Source organism: Pseudomonas sp. MRSN 12121 (genome assembly GCF_000931465.1).
Lineage (GTDB): Bacteria > Pseudomonadota > Gammaproteobacteria > Pseudomonadales > Pseudomonadaceae > Aquipseudomonas.
The window spans coordinates 536,573-555,853 of sequence record NZ_CP010892.1 but is presented as its reverse complement, the minus strand read 5'-3'; the positions used below and the strand labels follow the sequence as shown (position 1 = coordinate 555,853).

Sequence of the window (19,281 nt, the reverse complement as noted above, 5' to 3'; positions counted from 1 at the left end):
TTTGTGAGCGAACTCATTCGCGTACCTGACATCGGCAGCGGTGAAGGTGAAGTAATCGAACTGTTTGTGAAGGTCGGCGACCGTATCGAAGCCGACCAGAGCATCCTGACGCTCGAATCGGACAAGGCCAGCATGGAAGTGCCGGCACCGAAGGCCGGCGTCATCAAGAGCCTGAAGGTGAAGCTGGGCGACCGCCTGAAAGAAGGCGACGAGCTGTTGGAACTGGAAGTCGAGGGTGCCGCTGCCGCGGCGCCAGCGGCCGCCGCTCCGGCTGCCAAGGCCGCTGAAAAACCGGCAGCCGCCCCGGCTCCAGCACCTGCTGCCGCGAGCGCCGCGCCTGCCGCCGCCTCGACCCAGCAGGTCCACGTGCCGGATATCGGCTCGTCGGGCAAGGCACAGATCATCGAGATCCAGGTCAAGGTCGGCGATACCGTCGAGGCCGATCAGTCGCTGATCACTCTCGAATCCGACAAGGCCAGCATGGAAATCCCATCGCCAGCCGCGGGCGTGGTCGAGAGCATCAGCGTCAAGCTCAACGACGAAGTCGGCACCGGCGACCTGATCCTGGCCTTGAAAGTGGCCGGCTCCGCTCCTGCCGCCGCACCGGCCCAGGCTGCTGCACCGGCCGCTGCCGCTCCGGCACCAGCTCCGGCACCAGCTCCGGCCGCAGCGCCTGCTGCCCCGGTGGCCGATAGCGTCCAGGACATCCACGTTCCCGATATCGGCTCGGCCGGCAAGGCCAAGATCATCGAAGTCCTGGTCAAGGCCGGCGACAGCGTCGAAGCCGACCAGTCGCTGATCACCCTCGAATCCGACAAGGCCAGCATGGAAATCCCATCGCCCGCCGCCGGTATCGTGGAAAGCGTCTCGATCAAGCTGGACGACGAAGTCGGCACCGGCGACCTGATCCTCAAGCTGAAGGTCAAGGGCGCTGCCCCAGCGGCCGCTCCTGCGCCTGCCGCGGCCCCGGCCGCCGCCAAGCCTGAAGCCGCGCCGGCCGCCGCTGCACCGGCCCCTGCTGCTGCGCCTGCCGCCGCCCCGGCCCAACCGGGCGCCAAGGTTCACGCCGGCCCGGCCGTCCGCCAGCTGGCACGCGAGTTCGGCGTCGAGCTGAGCGCGGTGAGCCCGAGCGGTCCGCACGGTCGCATCCTGAAAGAAGACGTGCAGGTTTACGTCAAGGCCATGATGCAAAAGGCCAAGGAAGCCCCTGCAGCCGCTGGCGCAACCGGTGGCGCAGGCATCCCGCCGATTCCGGCGGTGGATTTCAGCCGTTTCGGCGAGATCGAAGAAGTGCCGATGACCCGCCTGATGCAGGCTGGCGCATCGAACCTGCATCGCAGCTGGCTGAACGTGCCTCACGTCACCCAGTTCGACTCGGCCGACATCACCGAGCTGGAAGCTTTCCGCGTCGCCCAGAAAGCCGTTGCGGAGAAGGCTGGCGTCAAGCTGACCGTCCTGCCGCTGCTGCTGAAATCCTGCGCGCACCTGCTCAAGGAACTGCCGGACTTCAACAGCTCGCTGGCGCCTAGCGGCAAAGCGATCATCCGCAAGAAGTACGTGAACATCGGCTTCGCGGTCGACACCCCGGATGGCCTGCTGGTGCCGGTGATCAAGAACGTCGATCAGAAGAGCCTGCTGCAACTGGCTGCCGAAGCCGCTTCCCTGGCTGAAAAAGCCCGGACCAAGAAGCTCTCGGCCGACGACATGCAGGGCGCCTGCTTCACCATTTCCAGCCTCGGCCACATTGGCGGCACCGGCTTCACGCCGATCGTCAACGCGCCGGAAGTGGCGATCCTCGGTGTTTCCAAGGCAACCATCCAGCCCGTATGGGACGGCAAGGCCTTCCAGCCGAAACTGATGCTGCCACTGTCGCTGTCCTACGATCACCGTGTGATCAACGGCGCCGCCGCCGCGCGCTTCACCAAGCGCCTGAGCGACCTGCTGGCGGACATCCGCACCATCCTGCTGTAAAGCGCCAGCCGGTTCCCTCACCGTGGGGGAACCGGCTGCTCCACCCTTTTCGAGCGCCACGCTCGTACCTCAACCCCGTCAATTTGGCGGGGCTTTTTTTTGCCGGAAAATCGCGACAACCCGCCGCCAAAGCGCGACAAAAACCCGCAAAGATAAGTTTTCAGAAATCGCTCGCGCTGCCGATAGATTCTTATAGCACTTAGCCTTCATCTCACTTGTCAGTCAGTGCCGCATGATGCAACCTTGCCGCAGGCAACAGTAAAGAGGGCGCGAGCCCGGCGCGATCAGCATTTACCAAGCGAGTTTCCCCATGAAAAGCCAACCCGATGCCGCCAGCCGTATGGTGGCCGAGGTAGTGACGCAGTTGCCTGTGCCCTCGCGGCTCGGCATGCTGCGTTTCGAACGGCTGAATGAAGCTAGCTGGGCCCTGCTGTTTCTCGACCCCAACTGTGAACGCCAGTTCGGCCTGCCCGCCGTCGAGCTCTGCGCCCTGGTCGGCTCGCCCTACGCCAGCCTGATGGAGCCGGAAGCCCGCTACCAGTTGCACGACGCCATCCAGCAACAACTGGCCCACAGTCCGCATTACCTGATCCGCTATACCCTGCATACCGCCAAGGGTCCGCTCAGCCTGCTGGAGCTCGGCGAAGCCTACAAACAACACAATCGGCACCTGCTGCGCGGCTACTTCCTGGTGGTCGACAACCTGTTCGAACACGACCAGCAATTCCCCAGCCTCGACCTGGAAACCCAGAACAGCCGCCTGCAGATCGCCCTGGAACTCAACCAGCGCGCCCAGCAGGAGCAACTCCAGCACCTGGAACGGGTGCGCGCCCAGCAGGACCTGATCCTGCTCCTGGCCCGCCAGCGCTACAGCACCAGCAACTCCCTGCTGGAAGCCGCCGAACTGATCACTCGCAGCGCCTGCGACATCTACGAAATCGACTACGCGAGCATCTGGAACCTGGAAGGCCAGTTGCTGGTGCCCATCTGCGCCTATCACCGCGACCTGCAGCAATACATCCTGCCGGAGGCGATCGACGCCGTTGATTTCCCCGACTACCTCGAGGCCCTGCACACCAGCCGGGCCATCGATGCGCACAACGCCATGCGCGACCCGCGCACCCGGGAAATGGCCGAGAACCTGCGCCCGCGCAATATCAACGCCATGCTCGATGCCAGCATCCGCATCGACGGCCAGGTGGTCGGCGTGCTGTGCCTGGAACAGGTGGGCACCACCCGCGCGTGGCAATCCGACGAGATCGCCTTTGCCGGCGAGCTGGCGGACCAGTTCGCCCAGGTCATCAACAACCACAACCGGCGCACCGCCACCAACGCCCTGCACCTGTTCCAGCGCGCAGTCGAGCAGAGCGCCAACGCCTTTCTGCTGGTCAACTGCGACGGCGTGGTGGAATACGTCAACCCGAGCTTCACGGCGATCACCCAATACAGCACCGAGGAAGTGCATGGTCACCGGCTGGCGGAGCTGCCGGCCCTGGAGAACCTCAGTGAACTGCTGTTCGATGCCCCCTCCAGCCTGGCCAAGAGCAACAGCTGGCAGGGCGAGTTCAAGAGCCGGCGCAAGAACCTGGAGCCGTACTGGGGCCAGCTGTCGATCTCCAAGGTCTATGGCGACAACCGTGAGCTGACCCACTACATCGGCATCTACGAAGACATCACCCAGACCAAGCTCGCCCAGCAGCGCATCGAGCGCCTGGCCTACACCGACAACCTGACCAACCTGGGCAACCGTCCGGCCTTTATCCGCAACCTCGACGAACGCTTCGCCCGCGACAGCGACAGCCCCATCAGCCTGTTGCTGGTGGACATCGACAACTTCAAGCGGATCAACGACAGCCTCGGCCACCAGACCGGCGACAAGCTGCTGATCAGCCTGGCCCGCCGCCTGCGCAACAGCCTGAGCCCGAGCGGCAGCCTGGCGCGCTTCGCCAGCAACGAGTTCGCCGTGCTGCTGGACGACACCGACCTGGAAGCCGGCCAGCAGATCGCCAGCCAGCTGCTGATGCCCCTCGACAAGCCGATGTTCGTCGACAACCAGCTGATCAGCGTCACCGGCTCGGTCGGCCTGGCCTGCGCGCCGCTGCACGGGCGCGACCCGCAGACCCTGATGCGCAACGCCGGGCTGGCGCTGCACAAGGCCAAGGCCAACGGCAAGCACCAGGTACAGGTATTTACCGAGGCGTTGAACGCCGAGGCCAGCTACAAGCTGTTCGTGGAAAACAACCTGCGCCGCGCCCTGACCCAGAACGAGCTGGACGTGTTCTACCAGCCCAAGCTGTGCCTGCGCAGCGGGCGCCTGCTGGGCCTGGAAGCGCTCCTGCGCTGGAACCATCCGGAAAAGGGCATGATCCGCCCGGACCAGTTCATCAGCGTCGCCGAAGAAACCGGCCTGATCATCCCGATCGGCAAATGGATCGCACGCCAGGCCTGCCGGATGAGCAAGCAGTTGACCGCCGCCGGCCTGGGCAACCTGCAAGTGGCGATCAACCTGTCGCCCAAGCAGTTCTCCGACCCGGACCTGGTCGCCTCCATCGCCAACATCCTCAAGGAAGAGCAACTGCCCGCCTCGCTGCTGGAACTGGAGTTGACCGAAGGCCTGTTGCTGGAAGCCACCGAAGACACCCACCAGCAGCTCGACCAGCTGAAAAAGCTCGGCCTGACCCTGGCCATGGACGATTTCGGCACCGGGTATTCGTCGCTGAGCTACCTGAAGAAATTCCCGATCGACATCATCAAGATCGATCGCAGCTTCATCCATGAGATTCCCGCCAACCAGGACGACATGGAAATCACTTCGGCGGTGATCGCCATGGCCCACAACCTGAAGATCCAGGTGGTCGCCGAAGGCATCGAGACCGCCGAGCAGCTGTCCTTCCTGCGCCGGCACCGCTGCGACGTCGGCCAGGGCTACCTGTTCGACCGGCCGATCCCCGGCTCGGAGCTGGTCGACACGCTCAAACGCTATCCACGCGGCCCAATCGCCTGACAGCGCTGTAACACTCGGGCAAACTGGGAGTCAATTACTCCACCCACCCTGACTGAGAGGACTGATCATGGTTCTGCGCTCGGAAATTCTGGTGAACAAAAACGTGCTACCGACCAAAGAACAAGCCCTGCCTGGCCGCGAAACCCCGATGGCGCTGCCGGAAAAGCACTTTGTCTTCGAAGATACCCCGCTGCTCGGCCCGTTCTTCCAGGACGTCGATTTCGCAATCTTCGGCCTGGGCTGCTTCTGGGGTGCCGAACGGCGCTTCTGGCAGCGCGAGGGCGTGGTCAGCACCGTGGTCGGCTATGCCGGCGGCTTCACGCCGAACCCGACCTATGAAGAGGTCTGCTCGGGCCTGACCGGCCATGCCGAGGTGGTGCTGGTGGTGTTTGACAAGGCCCGGGTCAGCTACGAAGAGCTGCTGGCCATGTTCTGGGAACTGCACAACCCGACCCAGGGCATGCGCCAGGGTAACGACATCGGCACCCAGTACCGCTCGGTCATCTACGCCACCACCCCGGAGCAGCTGGACGCGGCGCTGAAAAGCAAGGCGACCTATCAGGCAGAGCTGTCGAAGGCCGGCCTGGGAGAAATCAGCACTGAAATCGAACAGGCGCCGACCGTATATTTCGCCGAGGCATATCACCAGCAATACCTGGCGAAAAACCCGGAAGGCTACTGCGGGATCGGCGGCACCGGCGTGACCTGCCCGATCTGACCGGTAACGAAGCTGCGAAGCGCCCTCGAGGCCGCTTCGCAGCCCATCGCAGCCTCGTGCCTCGGCAGCGGCTACACGCTTATTCGGCGATCAGCCAATCCATCTGCCAGCCGCCCTGGGTCTGGCCCAGCTTCTGCGCCAGCCACGGCAGCAGTTCGCGCAACTCCTCTTCCAGCCCCCACGGCGGATTGGCAATCGCCAGGCCCGAGCCGTTCAGGCTGTTGGGCGTGTCCAGTGGGTGCACCAGCAGTTCCACACGCAGCAGCTTCGGCGCGCCGGTGCCGGCCAGGTCCTGGTAGAAGCGGCGCAGCGCCCGCTGGTCCTTGACCGGGTACCAGATGGCCGCCACGGTCTGGCGCATCCGACCGATGGCTTCTTTCAGCGACGCGGCGCAGCGCTGCATCTCGTCCAGTTGCTCGAACGGCGGGTCGATCAGCATCACCGCGCGCTTCTCGGCCACCGGCAGCAGCGCCCGCGCCACATGCCAGCCCTCGCCAAGGTGTACCGCCACCCGGCGATCGCCTTTCATGTTGTCCTTGAGCAGCAAGCCGTCTTCCGGGTGTTTTTCATTGAGCAGCACCCGATCCTGGGAGCGGGTCAGACGCCGCGCCAGCTCGGGCGACCCCGGGTAGTAACGCAGCTCGCCGTCGGGGTTCATCTTGCGCAGCACCGCCATATAGTCGGTGGTCAGCGCGGGCAGGTCCTGCTCGCCCCACAGGCGTGCGATGCCTTCCAGGTATTCGCCGGTACGGTTGGCCTGGTCGCCCTTGAGGTCGTACAGGCCGATGCCGGCGTGGCTGTCGAGGTAGGCGAACGGCTGCTCCTTGCGCGACATCAGGGCGATGAGGCGGGTCAGGGTCAGGTGTTTGAAGACGTCGGCATGGTTGCCGGCGTGGAAGGCGTGACGATAGTTCATGGTTGCTCCTGCGCAGGGGGCGAAGTTTACCCTGTGCCACGGCCCGCGTCAGGTCGGCCGGCCCCGAGGGCCGCGCATGAAAAAGCCCGCATCCCAGGGGATGCGGGCTTTTCCGGTCACTGCGGGGCGGCCGCCTCGGCGGCTTCCGATCAGTGGTTGAGCTTGTAGTCTTTCTCGGCCGCTTCGAAACGCTGGACCATGCCGGCGCTCGGCGCGCTCATCTTGCTCACCAGCACGATGGCCAGGCTGGCGAAGATAAAGCCCGGGATGATTTCGTACAGGCCCAGCAGGTTGAAGTGCTTCCACAGGACCACGGTCAGGGCGCCGACGATGATGCCGGCCAGCGCGCCATTACGGGTCATGCCTTTCCACAGTACCGAGATCAGCACCACCGGCCCGAAGGCTGCGCCGAAGCCGGCCCAGGCGTAGCTGACCAGGCCCAGTACGCGGTTTTCCGGGTTGGCGGCCATGGCGATGGCGACCAGCGCCACCACCAGCACCATCGCGCGGCCGATCCAGACCAGTTCCAGCTGGGACGCGTTCTTGCGCAGGAAGGCTTTATAGAAGTCTTCGGTCAGGGCGCTGGAGCACACCAGCAGTTGGCAACTCAGGGTACTCATCACCGCCGCCAGGATGGCCGACAACAGCACACCGGCGATCCATGGATTGAAGAGCAGCTTCGCCAGCTCGATGAACACCCGCTCGTGGTTCTCGGTCACGGGGCCCGCCACCTCAGGGTGCGCCGAGAAGTAAGCGATGCCGAAGAAGCCCACCGCCACGGTGCCGCCCAGACACAGGATCATCCAGGTCATGGAGATACGACGAGCGTTGGCGATCGACTTGACCGAATCCGCGGCCATGAAGCGCGCCAGGATGTGCGGCTGGCCGAAGTAGCCCAGGCCCCAGCCCATCAGCGAAATGATGCCGATGAAGGTGGTGTTTTTCAGCATGTCGAAATTGCTCGGGTCCTGCGCCTCGATAGCCAGGAACGTGGTGTCGACGCCACCGGTGGCCAGCAACACGATGATCGGTGTCAGCAGCAGGGCGAAGATCATCAGCGTGGCTTGCACGGTGTCGGTCCAGCTCACCGCCAGGAAACCACCGACGAAGGTGTAGGCGATGGTCGCGGCAGCACCGGCCCACAGGGCGGTTTCGTAGGACATGCCGAAGGTGCTTTCGAACAGACGAGCACCGGCGACGATGCCGGAAGCGCAGTAAATGGTGAAGAACACCAGGATCACGATCGCGGAGATGATCCGCAGCAGCCCGCTCTTGTCCTCGAAGCGGCTGGAGAAGTAGTCCGGCAGCGTCAATGCATCGCCGTTGTGTTCGGTTTGTACTCGCAGGCGACCGGCGACGAACAGCCAGTTCAGGTAGGCACCGACGATCAGGCCGATGGCGATCCAGCTCTCCGACAGGCCGGACATGTAGATCGCGCCCGGCAGGCCCATCAGCAACCAGCCGCTCATGTCGGAAGCGCCGGCGGAAAGCGCGGTCACCACGCTACCCAGGCTGCGGCCGCCGAGGATGTAGTCGGAAAGGTTGTTGGTCGAGCGATAGGCCATGAAGCCGATCAGCACCATAGCTGCGATGTAGATCACGAACGTGATCAGGGTTGGATTGCTTGCACTCATTGAGTTACGCCCTGGCTTTGTTTTTATGTAGCGGCGGTCAGTACCCCGCCCTGCAAACGCTTACGCTTGAAAGACGACCCGGTACGCCGCGCATTTATGACTGATGTTTCCCCAGGAAAGCCATCAGCCGATGAACCGTTTCGAGAACCGGTTGCACCTTGGCCGCGAATGCTATTCAACAACCGAAAGAAGGTGCAACCTGTTTCGCGAGAATAAGTTGCACCTAGTCGATTTTTCCGGCGAACACCCTTTTTTTGCTCCTTTTGGGAGCAAAAACGCCGCACGACAGAAGCAAAAGCACCAAGCAAGGGCGCTGCGAGGGAGACGGAAATTAATTCCTGATGAGCTGCGTTTTATTCCGATAAAAAACAGGTTGCACCCGGTTGCACCTCTTTCGGCGCGCGGCTAATCTTGCCGCCAGCTGATGCCACGCCACGTGGCAAACATGAGGATAAAAATATGGCTACCACCACCCTTGGGGTCAAACTCGACGACCCGACCCGCGAACGCCTGAAGGCTGCCGCGACCTCGATTGATCGCACGCCGCACTGGCTGATCAAGCAGGCGATTTTCAATTACCTGGAAAAACTCGAGGGTGGTGCAACCCTGACCGAGCTCAGCGGTGCGACCCGCGCCGACGGCGACGACGCTGGCGAAGTGCAGACCGACCACGCCCACCAGTGCTTCCTCGAATTCGCCGAAAGCATCCTGCCGCAATCGGTGCTGCGCGCCTCGATCACCGCCGCCTACCGCCGCCCGGAACCGGAAGTGGTGCCGATGCTGCTGGAGCAGGCGCGCCTGCCGGCCGCCACCGCCGAAGCCACCAACAAGCTGGCCGCGACCATCGCCGAAAAGCTGCGCAACCAGAAGAGCGCCGGCGGCCGCGCCGGTATCGTCCAGGGCCTGCTGCAGGAATTCTCCCTGTCGTCCCAGGAAGGCGTGGCGCTGATGTGCCTGGCCGAAGCCCTGCTGCGGATTCCGGACAAGGGCACCCGCGACGCTCTGATCCGCGACAAGATCAGCACCGGCAACTGGCAGCCGCACCTGGGCAACAGCCCGTCGCTGTTCGTCAACGCCGCTACCTGGGGCCTGCTGCTGACCGGCAAGCTGGTGTCGACCCATAACGAAGCGGGCCTGACCTCGTCCCTGAGCCGCATCATCGGCAAGAGCGGCGAACCGATGATCCGCAAGGGCGTCGACATGGCCATGCGCCTGATGGGCGAGCAGTTCGTCACCGGCGAAACCATCGCCGAAGCCCTGGCCAACGCCAGCAAGTTCGAAGCCAAGGGCTTCCGTTATTCCTACGACATGCTCGGTGAGGCCGCCCTGACCGAACACGACGCGCAAAAGTACCTGGCGTCCTATGAGCAAGCCATCCATTCGATCGGCAAGGCGTCCCACGGCCGCGGCATCTATGAAGGCCCGGGCATCTCGATCAAGCTCTCGGCCCTGCACCCGCGCTACAGCCGCGCCCAGTACGAGCGCGTGATGGACGAGCTGTACCCGCGCCTGCTGTCGCTGACACTGCTGGCCAAGCAATACGACATCGGCCTGAACATCGACGCCGAGGAAGCCGACCGCCTGGAGCTGTCGCTGGACCTGCTCGAGCGCCTGTGCTTCGAGCCACAGCTGACCGGCTGGAACGGTATCGGCTTCGTGATCCAGGCTTACCAGAAGCGTTGCCCGTACGTGATCGACTACGTGATCGACCTGGCACGCCGCAGCCGTCACCGCCTGATGATCCGCCTGGTGAAGGGCGCCTACTGGGACAGCGAGATCAAGCGCGCCCAGGTCGAGGGCCTGGAAGGCTATCCGGTCTACACCCGCAAGGTGTACACCGACGTTTCCTACATCGCCTGCGCCCGCAAACTGCTGTCGGTGCCGGAAGTCATCTATCCGCAGTTCGCCACGCACAACGCTCACACCCTGTCGGCCATCTACCACATCGCCGGTCAGAACTATTACCCGGGCCAGTACGAGTTCCAGTGCCTGCACGGCATGGGCGAACCGCTGTACGAACAAGTGGTGGGCAAGGTCGCCGACGGCAAGCTGAACCGTCCGTGCCGCGTGTATGCGCCGGTCGGCACTCATGAAACCCTGCTGGCCTACCTGGTCCGTCGCCTGCTGGAAAACGGCGCCAATACCTCGTTCGTCAACCGCATCGCCGACCAGTCGATCTCCATCCAGGAACTGGTGGCCGACCCGGTCAGCCAGATCGAGCAGATGGCGACCCTGGAAGGCGGCTTCGGCCTGCCGCACCCGCGCATTCCATTGCCGCGTGACCTGTACGGCAGCGAGCGCGCCAACTCCGCCGGCATCGACATGGCCAACGAACACCGCCTGGCGTCGCTGTCCTGCGCCCTGCTGGCCACCGCCCACAACGACTGGAAGGCTGCGCCGATGCTCGGTTGCGCCTCCAGCAGCGAAACCCCGGCGCCGGTGCTGAACCCATCCGATCATCGCGATGTGGTCGGCCACGTCCAGGAAGCCACAGTCGAAGACGTCGACAACGCCATCCAGTGCGCGCTGAACGCCGCACCGATCTGGCAGGCCACCCCGCCGGCCGAGCGTGCCGCGATCCTCGAGCGCGCCGCCGACCTGATGGAAGGCGAGATCCAGCCGCTGATGGGCCTGCTGGCCCGCGAAGCCGGCAAGACCTACGCCAACGCCATCGCCGAAGTGCGCGAGGCCGTGGACTTCCTGCGCTACTACGCGGTGCAGGCGCGCAACGATTTCAGCAACGACGCGCACCGTCCGCTGGGCCCGGTGGTCTGCATCAGCCCGTGGAACTTCCCGCTGGCGATCTTCAGCGGCCAGGTCGCCGCCGCGCTGGCCGCCGGTAACCCGGTGCTGGCCAAGCCGGCCGAACAGACCCCACTGGTCGCCGCGCAAGCCGTGCGCCTGATGCTTGAAGCCGGGATTCCCGAAGGCGTGCTGCAGCTGCTGCCGGGCCGTGGCGAAACCGTCGGTGCGCGCCTGGTCGGCGACGATCGGGTCAAGGGCGTGATGTTCACCGGCTCCACCGAAGTCGCCCGCCTGCTGCAACGCAACGTCGCCGGCCGCCTGGATGCCCAGGGCCGGCCGATTCCGCTGATCGCCGAGACCGGCGGCCAGAACGCGATGATCGTCGACTCTTCCGCGCTCACCGAACAAGTGGTGATCGACGTCGTCTCCTCGGCCTTCGACAGCGCCGGCCAGCGTTGCTCGGCCCTGCGCGTGCTGTGCCTGCAGGAAGACTCCGCCGACCGCGTGATCGAAATGCTCAAGGGCGCCATGGCCGAGAGCCGCCTGGGCAACCCGGAGCGCCTGTGCGTGGACATCGGCCCGGTGATCGACGCCGAGGCCAAGGCCGGCATCGAGAAACACATCCAGGCCATGCGCGACAAAGGCCGCACGGTGTATCAGATGGCGATCGCCGACAGCGAGGAGATCCAGCGCGGCACCTTCGTGATGCCGACCCTGATCGAGCTGGAAAGCTTCGACGAGCTGCAACGCGAGATCTTCGGCCCGGTGCTGCACGTGGTGCGCTACAAGCGCAAGGACATCGACCAACTGATCGCGCAGATCAACGCCTCCGGCTATGGCCTGACCCTGGGCGTGCACACCCGCATCGACGAGACCATCGCCAAGGTGATCGACAACGTCAACGCCGGTAACGTCTACGTCAACCGCAACATCGTCGGTGCCGTGGTCGGCGTGCAGCCGTTCGGCGGCGAAGGCCTGTCGGGCACTGGTCCGAAAGCCGGCGGCCCGCTGTACCTGTACCGCCTGTTGTCGACCCGTCCGACCGATGCCATCGCGCAATCCTTCGCTCGCGGCGATGCGCTGAGCGCCCCGGATGTACGCCTGCGTGACGCCCTGAGCAAGCCGCTTGGCGCCTTGCAGGCCTGGGCCGAGAGCAACCAGCTGGCCGACCTCGGCGCGCTCTGCGTGCAGTTCGCGGCGCAGTCGCAAAGCGGTGTCAGCCGCGTGCTGGCCGGCCCGACCGGCGAGCGCAACAGCTACACCATCCTGCCGCGCGAACACGTGCTGTGCCTGGCGGAAGTCGAAGGCGACCTGCTGAGCCAACTGGCGGCCGTGCTGGCCGTGGGCGGTTCGGCGGTATGGCCGGAAGGCGAGCCGGGCAAGGCGCTCTACGCCCGCCTGCCGAAGGAAGTCCAGGCGCGCATCCAGCGCGTGGCGGACTGGACCAAGGACGAAGTGGTGTTCGATGCGGTCCTGCATCACGGCGATTCCGACCAGCTGCGCGCGGTCTGCCAGCAAGTGGCCAAGCGTGCCGGCGTCATCGTCGGCGTGCACGGCTTGTCGCAAGGCGAAACCGCGATCGCCCTGGAACGCCTGGTGATCGAGCGCGCCTTGAGCGTCAACACCGCGGCGGCCGGCGGCAACGCCAGCCTGATGACCATCGGCTAAGCCGGTAGTCAGCGAAATGAAAAAGGGCGCCCTTACCGGCGCCCTTTTTCATGCCCGACACTGCCCTGTAGCCGCTGCCGAGCCTTGGCGAGGCTGCGATCGGGGCAGAGCCCTGTAAAACCAGACGACGCGGTATGCCTGATCGATGGAGTTGCCTGGCTTGGCGCCCGCTGCGCGGTCGATCGCAGCCTCGCTGGCGCTCGGCAGCGGCTACGGCTCGGTGTAGCCACCACTGTTTGGCGCCTTTATCACTTCCATCAATCTTGCTATCCGGCATTTATTCGCCGGACTAGACTCGCCGCATTCCCGATAAAACAGGTAGGCCGCCATGTCCGAGACGCTGCTCAGTTCCCGCAATCTGGCTTTCGAGCTGTATGAAGTCCTCGATGCCGAGGGCCTGACCCAGCGCGAGCGGTTCGCCGAACACAACCGCGAGACCTTCGACGCCGCCCTGGGCACCGCGCGCAGCATCGCCGAGAAGTTCTTCGCCCCGCACAACCGCAAGGGCGACGAAAACGAGCCGCGTTACGAGAACGGCCAGGCGACCCTGATCCCCGAAGTCAAACCCGCGGTCGACGCCTTTCTCGAAGCCGGTTTCCTCAACGCCACGCGCAGCTTCGAGGCCGGCGGCATGCAGTTGCCGACGCTGTTGTCCCAGGCCTGCTTCGCCCATTTCCAGGCAGCCAACGTCGGCAGTTCCGCCTACCCCTTCCTGACCATGGGCGCGGCCAACCTGATCGAGAGCTTCGGCAGCGAGGAACAGAAACAGCGCTTCCTGCAACCGATGATCGACGGCCGCTTCTTCGGCACCATGGCCCTGACCGAACCCCACGCCGGCTCCTCGCTGGCGGATATCCGCACCCGCGCCGAACCGGCCAGCGACGGTACCTATCGCATCAAGGGCAACAAGATCTTCATCTCCGGCGGCGACCACCCGCTGGCCCAGAACATCGTGCACATGGTGCTGGCCAAGCTGCCGGACGCACCGCCCGGGGTGAAGGGCATCTCGCTGTTCATCGTGCCCAAGTTCCTGGTCGAGGCCGACGGCTCCCTGGGCCAGCGCAACGACGTGCTCCTGGCCGGCCTGTTCCACAAGATGGGCTATCGCGGCACCACCTCCACCGCGTTGAACTTCGGCGATAACGGCGAGTGCGTGGGCTATCTGGTAGGTAAGCCCCACGCCGGCCTGAGCTACATGTTCCAGATGATGAACGAGGCGCGGATCGGTGTCGGCATGGGCGCGGTGATGCTCGGCTATGCCGGCTACCTGTACTCCCTGGAATACGCCCGCGAACGCCCGCAAGGCCGCCTGCCGGACAGCAAGGACCCGCAGACCGCGCCGGTGCCGATCATCCAGCACGCCGACGTCAGGCGCATGCTGCTGACCCAGAAGGCCTATGTCGAAGGCGCCTTCGACCTGGGCCTGTACGCCTCGCGGCTGTTCGACGACACCACCACCCTGGGCACCGTGCAAGAACGCCAGCAGGCCCACGAACTGCTGGACCTGCTGACCCCCATCGTCAAGTCCTGGCCCTCGGAGTTCTGCCTGAAGGCCAACGAGTTGGCGATCCAGATCCTCGGCGGCCACGGCTACACCCGCGAATACCCGGTGGAGCAGTATTACCGCGACAACCGCCTGAACCCGATCCACGAAGGCACCCATGGCATCCAGTCGCTGGACCTCTTGGGGCGCAAGCTGGCGCAGAACGGCGGCGCGGGCCTCAAGCAACTGATCCGCCTGATCGCCACGACCAACGAGCGGGCCCGGGCCCACGCATCCCTTGAGGCGCTGCGCCAACCCCTGGAAAAACTGGTGGCGCACCTGCAGGAGGTGACCATCGGCCTGCTCACCGACCTCGCCCAGGGCAAGGTCGGCAGCAGCCTGGCCAACTCGGCGTTGTACCTGAAGGTCTTCGGTCATGCGGTGATCGGCTGGCGCTGGCTGGAGCAGGCCATCCGCGCGCAGGAGGGCCTGGACAAGGGCAACGCGGCGGACCTGGGTTTCTACCAGGGCAAGCTGCAGGCCGCGCGCTACTTCCTGACCTGGGAAGTACCGGCCTGCCATCACGAACTGGCGTTACTGGAAGCGCGGGACGATACCTGCCTGGGCATGCAGGACGCCTGGTTCTGAAGCGCTGAAACGACATCGCGAGCCATCGAACGCCGGCCGACGCTCGATGGCTCGCGATGGCGAAGCCGCTGCCACAACCGCAGGCGGTTGCGAGCTGACCGATCAGTTCTGGCTGATGGTCTTGGAGATCACCTCGACCGTGGCGCTGACTTGCTCTTGATAACGGTCGAGTTCCTGCTGATGGCGCTTCTGCATTTCCAACTGCTGGGAACACAGGTTCATCGCCGCCAGCACCAGCAGGCGGTCACCGATCAACGTCGGGTATTTTTTCTTGGTTTCGGCCAGCGTGGCCTTCAACATCAATGCGGCATCCAGCAGGGTCTGCTCTTCCCCGGCCGGTGCCTTGATCGAGTAATCCTCGCCAAGAATCGAGACGACCTTGACTCCGTCGGCACCCTGCCTCATGCGCTGACAGGGCCGGCGCTGACGCGTTCCACCAGAGCCTGGATACGAGCCACGGTAGCGCCTTGCTTCTCTTCCTGTTCCATCAGGCTCAGTTGCAGGCTTTCGTTCTCATCCTTGGCCTGGGCCAGTTCCGCCTTCAGGGTTTCGTTCATACCCGACAGGGCCTGGTTCTGTTGCACCAGATCACTGACAAGCTGTTCCAATTGGCTTAGGGATGCTTCCAACATTTTGATTTTCCGAGCATTTTTCAAAGGGCGCGTACGATAAAGAAAAGTCACCCCGGATGCCAGGCTTATCCCGGCGCAACGCCGCGAACAGCCTGGGGGGACGACCTTGCCTGCGAGCATCAAGAGACTGCCATTCGTCCATCTGGTTCCTGGCATTTCGTCGCCCATCAGATCTTTCTGAAACTTGCGCCCACGCTTCAAGAATCCATTTTTCCGCGCGATAGGTCAGGGGAGCCTATCAACCCACGCGGCATGGATTGCGCATTCCCGAGGTCCCCGACCATGTCTCTTCGCAACATGAACATCGCCCCGAGGGCCTTCCTCGGTTTCGCCTTCATCGGCTGCCTGATGCTGTTCCTGGGCATCTTTGCCCTGAACCAGATGAGCAAGATCCGCGCAGCGACCACCACTATCACCACCGACAACATGCCTAGCATCCAGAGCATCGACGAGTTCACGCAACAGATGCTGCGGTTGCAGGTGCTGTCCTATCGCCTGGTGGTCAACCGCGGGCCGGAGGTGCAGGCCAAGACCCGCGAGTCGCTCGCACAGGGCAACCAGGCGGTCGAGAAAACCCGCGAGACCTATGAAAAGCTGGTCAGCAGCCCGGAAGAAAGCGAAGCCTACGAGCACTTCCTCTCGCTGCTGGCCGAATACCGCCAGCTCGAAGAGCGGGCGAAGGCGCTGTCGCGCAACAACCAGCTCGATGAGCTGCAACAACTGTTGAACAACGAACTGATGGCCAACTCGCGGCAGATCAACAAGGTTCTCAACCAGCTGGTACAGATCAACAGCCAGCGCTCCAACGACGCCAACGCCCAGGCCGCCGAGGAATACGCCTCCGCTTCCAATCTGGTGATCGCCCTGCTGATCCTGTCCACCACCCTGACCGTGGTGTTCGCCTGGCTGCTGACCCGCAGCATCACGGTGCCTATCGCCAACGCCCTGCACGCCGCGGAATACATCGCCGAAGGCGACCTCACCCAGGCCGTCGAAGTCGACGGTCGCGACGAACCCGGGCGCTTGCTGCAAGCCATGGCGACCATGCAGGAAAAACTGCGCCAGACCCTGATGCATATTTCCGGCTCCGCCGGCCAGCTGGCCTCCGCCGCGGAAGAGCTGAACAGCGTCACCGACGAAAGCGCCCGCGGCCTGACCCAGCAAAACAATGAAATCGAACAGGCGGCCACCGCCGTCAACGAAATGACCTGCGCCGTCGAAGAAGTCGCGCGCAACGCCGTGAGCACTGCCGAGTCTTCGAGCAACGCCACGCAATCGGCCAGCGAAGGCCGCGACCTGGTGCGCAAGACCGTCAACGCCATAGAGCTGATGAGCGAAGAAGTGCAGAGCTCGGCGAACAGGATCAGCGAACTGGCCGAGGAGTCGCGCGATATCGGCAAGGTGCTGGACGTGATCCGTGGCTTGGCCGACCAGACCAACCTGCTGGCCTTGAACGCCGCGATAGAAGCGGCGCGGGCTGGCGATGCCGGCCGCGGCTTCGCGGTGGTCGCCGATGAAGTCCGGGCGCTGGCCCATCGCACCCAGCAGTCCACCAGCGAGATCGAACGGATGATCGGCAGCATCCAGAGCGGCACCGAACACGCCGTCGAGTCGATGCGCACCAGCACCGAGCGCGCCGGCTCGACCCTGAGCGTCGCCCGCGGCGCCGGCGAAGCCCTGGACACCATCAACGACGCCGTGCACGAAATCAACGAGCGCAACCTGGTGATCGCCAGTGCCGCCGAAGAGCAGGCCCTGGTGGCCCGCGAAGTCGACCGCAACCTGGTGAACATCCGCGACCTGTCGGTGCAATCGGCCACGGGCGCCAACCAGACCAGCGACGCCAGCCACGAGCTGTCGCGCCTGGCCGTGGACCTGAACGGCATGGTGGCCCGCTTCTCCCTGTAATACCCCCTGACCGTCGCCTGCGCCGCCCTTCGAGAAACAGCATCGGGGGCCGGCGCCAGGCGACGGTTTCCTGCCGCCTGCAAACAGGCGCAAAAGCTCTTTGACAGCATCGTATTTCAGCAGGTTAGAATCGCTGGCACGCAGACTGCATGGTCAGTTTGCGCCCGCCTTTCCGCCTCTGGAGTACTGCCTTTGAATGCGACGACCATCAACAGCCTGTTCTTGATCGGCGCGTTGCTGGTAGGTGCGAGCATTCTGGTGAGTTCCCTTTCGTCCCGCCTCGGTATCCCGATCCTGGTGATCATCCTGGCCGTGGGCATGGCCGCTGGCGTCGACGGCGGCGGCATCATTTTCAACAACTACCCGACCGCCTACCTGGTGGGCAACCTCGCGCTCGCGGTGATCCTCCTCGACGGCGGCCTGCGCACCCGCGTCTCGAGTTTCCGCGTGGCCCTGTGGCCGGCCCTGTCGCTGGCCACCGTCGGCGTGATGATTACCACCGGCCTGACCGGCATGGCGGCCGCCTGGCTGTTCGACCTGAACCTGATCCAGGGCCTGCTGATCGGTGCCATCGTCGGCTCCACCGACGCCGCGGCGGTGTTCTCGCTGCTCGGCGGCAAGGGCCTGAACGAACGGGTCACCGCCAGCCTGGAGATCGAGTCGGGCAGCAACGACCCGATGGCGGTGTTCCTCACCGTGACCCTGATCGACATGATTGCCAGCGGCCAGACCGGCTTGCACTGGAGCCTGCTGGGGCATCTGCTGCGCGAGTTCGGCATCGGTGGCCTGATCGGTCTCGGTGGCGGCTGGCTGATGCTGCAACTGGTCAACCGCATCAACCTGGCCACCGGCCTGTACCCGATCCTGGTGATCGCCGGCGGCCTGCTGGTCTTCGCCCTGACCAACGCCCTGCACGGCAGCGGCTTCCTCGCGGTGTACCTGTGCGGCCTGGTGATCGGCAACCGGCCGGTGCGCAGCCGCCACGGCATCCTGCACATGCTCGATGGCATGGCCTGGCTGTCGCAGATCGGCATGTTCCTGGTGCTCGGCCTGCTGGTCACGCCCCACGACCTGCTGCCCATCGCCCTGCCCGCCCTGGGCCTGGCGCTGTGGATGATCCTGTTCGCCCGCCCGCTGTCGGTGATGGTCGGCCTGTTGCCGTTCAAGGCGTTCCATGGCCGCGAGAAGGCCTTCATTTCCTGGGTCGGCCTGCGGGGCGCGGTGCCGATCATCCTCGCGGTGTTCCCGCTGATGGCCGGGCTGCCCGACGCCCAGCTGTATTTCAACCTGGCCTTCTTCATCGTGCTGGTGTCGCTGCTGGTGCAGGGCACCAGCCTGCCGTGGATCGCCAAGCTGCTGAAGGTCACGGTGCCGCCGGAGCCGGCACCGATCTCCCGCGCCGCCCTGGAAGTGCATGTCACCAGCGAATGGGAGCTGTTCGTCTACCGCCTCGGCGCGGAGAAATGGTGCATCGGCGCGGCGCTGCGCGAGCTGAAAATGCCCGAAGGCACCCGGATCGCGGCCCTGTTTCGCGGCCAGCAACTGCTCCATCCGTCGGGTAGTACCGTGCTGGAAGCCGACGATCTGCTGTGTGTGATCGGCCATGAACACAACCTCCCGGCCCTCGGAAAACTCTTCAGCCAGGCCCCGCAACGAGGCCTGGACCTGCGCTTCTTCGGCGACTTCGTGCTCGAAGGCGACGCCCAGCTGGGCGCGGTCTCGGCGCTGTACGGGCTCCAGCTCGAAGGGGTCGATCCGGACATGCCGCTGGGCCGCTTCATCACCCAGAAAGTCGGTGGCGCGCCCGTGGTCGGCGACCAGGTGGAATGGAACAACACCATCTGGACCATCGCCGTGATGGACGGGAACAAGATCAGCAAAGTGGGCGTCAGATTCCCCGAAGGAAGTCGCCCGGGCCCCGGACTCTTCCTCTAAACTGCCTACTTCTCATCCA

General features: G+C 64.5%; 12 protein-coding genes and 1 pseudogene. 9 read left to right on the top strand and 4 right to left on the bottom strand.

Annotated elements, in window-relative coordinates; all coding sequences use genetic code 11:
- Positions 1 to 3: 3 nt before the first annotated feature.
- The 3 genes from aceF (at position 4) to msrA (ending at position 5,693) form a co-directional block, all read left to right on the top strand.
- Positions 4 to 1,971, top strand: a complete 1,968-nt coding sequence (aceF, locus tag TO66_RS02425; RefSeq protein ID WP_044460821.1) for a dihydrolipoyllysine-residue acetyltransferase — start codon at positions 4 to 6, stop codon at positions 1,969 to 1,971.
- A gap of 310 nt (positions 1,972 to 2,281) precedes the next feature.
- On the top strand, positions 2,282 to 4,975 hold the full coding sequence (locus TO66_RS02420; protein ID WP_044460820.1) for a bifunctional diguanylate cyclase/phosphodiesterase: 2,694 nt from the start codon (positions 2,282 to 2,284) through the stop codon (positions 4,973 to 4,975).
- A gap of 67 nt (positions 4,976 to 5,042) precedes the next feature.
- The gene (msrA, locus tag TO66_RS02415) at positions 5,043 to 5,693 is read left to right on the top strand and encodes a peptide-methionine (S)-S-oxide reductase MsrA (RefSeq protein WP_044460819.1); all 651 of its coding nucleotides are present in this window, start codon (positions 5,043 to 5,045) and stop codon (positions 5,691 to 5,693) included.
- A 79-nt stretch (positions 5,694 to 5,772) separates the two neighbouring features.
- Here msrA and TO66_RS02410 read toward each other — a convergent pair whose 3' ends face one another.
- Positions 5,773 to 6,609, bottom strand: coding sequence for a 23S rRNA (adenine(2030)-N(6))-methyltransferase RlmJ (locus tag TO66_RS02410; protein ID WP_044460818.1), 837 nt, complete (start codon positions 6,607 to 6,609; stop codon positions 5,773 to 5,775).
- A gap of 149 nt (positions 6,610 to 6,758) precedes the next feature.
- Positions 6,759 to 8,243, bottom strand: a complete 1,485-nt coding sequence (gene putP, locus TO66_RS02405) for a sodium/proline symporter PutP (protein ID WP_044460817.1) — start codon at positions 8,241 to 8,243, stop codon at positions 6,759 to 6,761.
- A gap of 130 nt (positions 8,244 to 8,373) precedes the next feature.
- Here putP and TO66_RS33150 point away from each other — a divergent pair, with 130 nt between their 5' ends.
- The 3 genes from TO66_RS33150 to TO66_RS02395 all read left to right on the top strand — a co-directional run bounded on the left by TO66_RS33150 (position 8,374) and on the right by TO66_RS02395 (position 14,787).
- On the top strand, positions 8,374 to 8,652 hold the full coding sequence (locus TO66_RS33150) for a hypothetical protein (protein ID WP_148558691.1): 279 nt from the start codon (positions 8,374 to 8,376) through the stop codon (positions 8,650 to 8,652).
- Between the two features lie 50 nt (positions 8,653 to 8,702).
- Positions 8,703 to 12,656, top strand: coding sequence for a trifunctional transcriptional regulator/proline dehydrogenase/L-glutamate gamma-semialdehyde dehydrogenase (gene putA / locus TO66_RS02400; protein ID WP_044460816.1), 3,954 nt, complete (start codon positions 8,703 to 8,705; stop codon positions 12,654 to 12,656).
- 328 nt (positions 12,657 to 12,984) lie between these two features.
- Positions 12,985 to 14,787, top strand: coding sequence for an acyl-CoA dehydrogenase (locus TO66_RS02395; RefSeq protein ID WP_044460815.1), 1,803 nt, complete (start codon positions 12,985 to 12,987; stop codon positions 14,785 to 14,787).
- A gap of 102 nt (positions 14,788 to 14,889) precedes the next feature.
- Here the strand turns inward: TO66_RS02395 and TO66_RS02390 are convergent, their stop codons facing one another.
- Positions 14,890 to 15,192 carry a cell division protein ZapA gene (locus TO66_RS02390; RefSeq protein WP_009041856.1) on the bottom strand — a complete coding sequence of 101 codons (303 nt, stop codon included), beginning with the start codon at positions 15,190 to 15,192 and terminating at the stop codon, positions 14,890 to 14,892.
- Positions 15,189 to 15,419, bottom strand: a complete 231-nt coding sequence (locus tag TO66_RS02385; RefSeq protein WP_044460814.1) for a hypothetical protein — start codon at positions 15,417 to 15,419, stop codon at positions 15,189 to 15,191. The genes TO66_RS02390 and TO66_RS02385 overlap by 4 nt, the downstream gene beginning before the upstream one ends.
- Positions 15,420 to 15,671: 252 nt before the next feature.
- On the opposite strand from TO66_RS02385, the pseudogene TO66_RS34215 reads away from it, so the two are divergent.
- The 3 genes and pseudogenes from TO66_RS34215 to TO66_RS02375 form a co-directional block, all read left to right on the top strand.
- A pseudogene (locus tag TO66_RS34215) lies at positions 15,672 to 16,472 on the top strand (MCP four helix bundle domain-containing protein); the annotation flags it as partial.
- A complete protein-coding gene (locus tag TO66_RS34210) occupies positions 16,455 to 17,327 on the top strand; it encodes a methyl-accepting chemotaxis protein (RefSeq protein ID WP_409077178.1) in 873 nt (290 codons plus the stop codon). The pseudogene TO66_RS34215 and the gene TO66_RS34210, both read left to right, overlap by 18 nt.
- Before the next feature lie 192 nt (positions 17,328 to 17,519).
- The gene (locus TO66_RS02375; protein WP_044460812.1) at positions 17,520 to 19,262 is read left to right on the top strand and encodes a potassium/proton antiporter; all 1,743 of its coding nucleotides are present in this window, start codon (positions 17,520 to 17,522) and stop codon (positions 19,260 to 19,262) included.
- Positions 19,263 to 19,281: the final 19 nt, after the last annotated feature.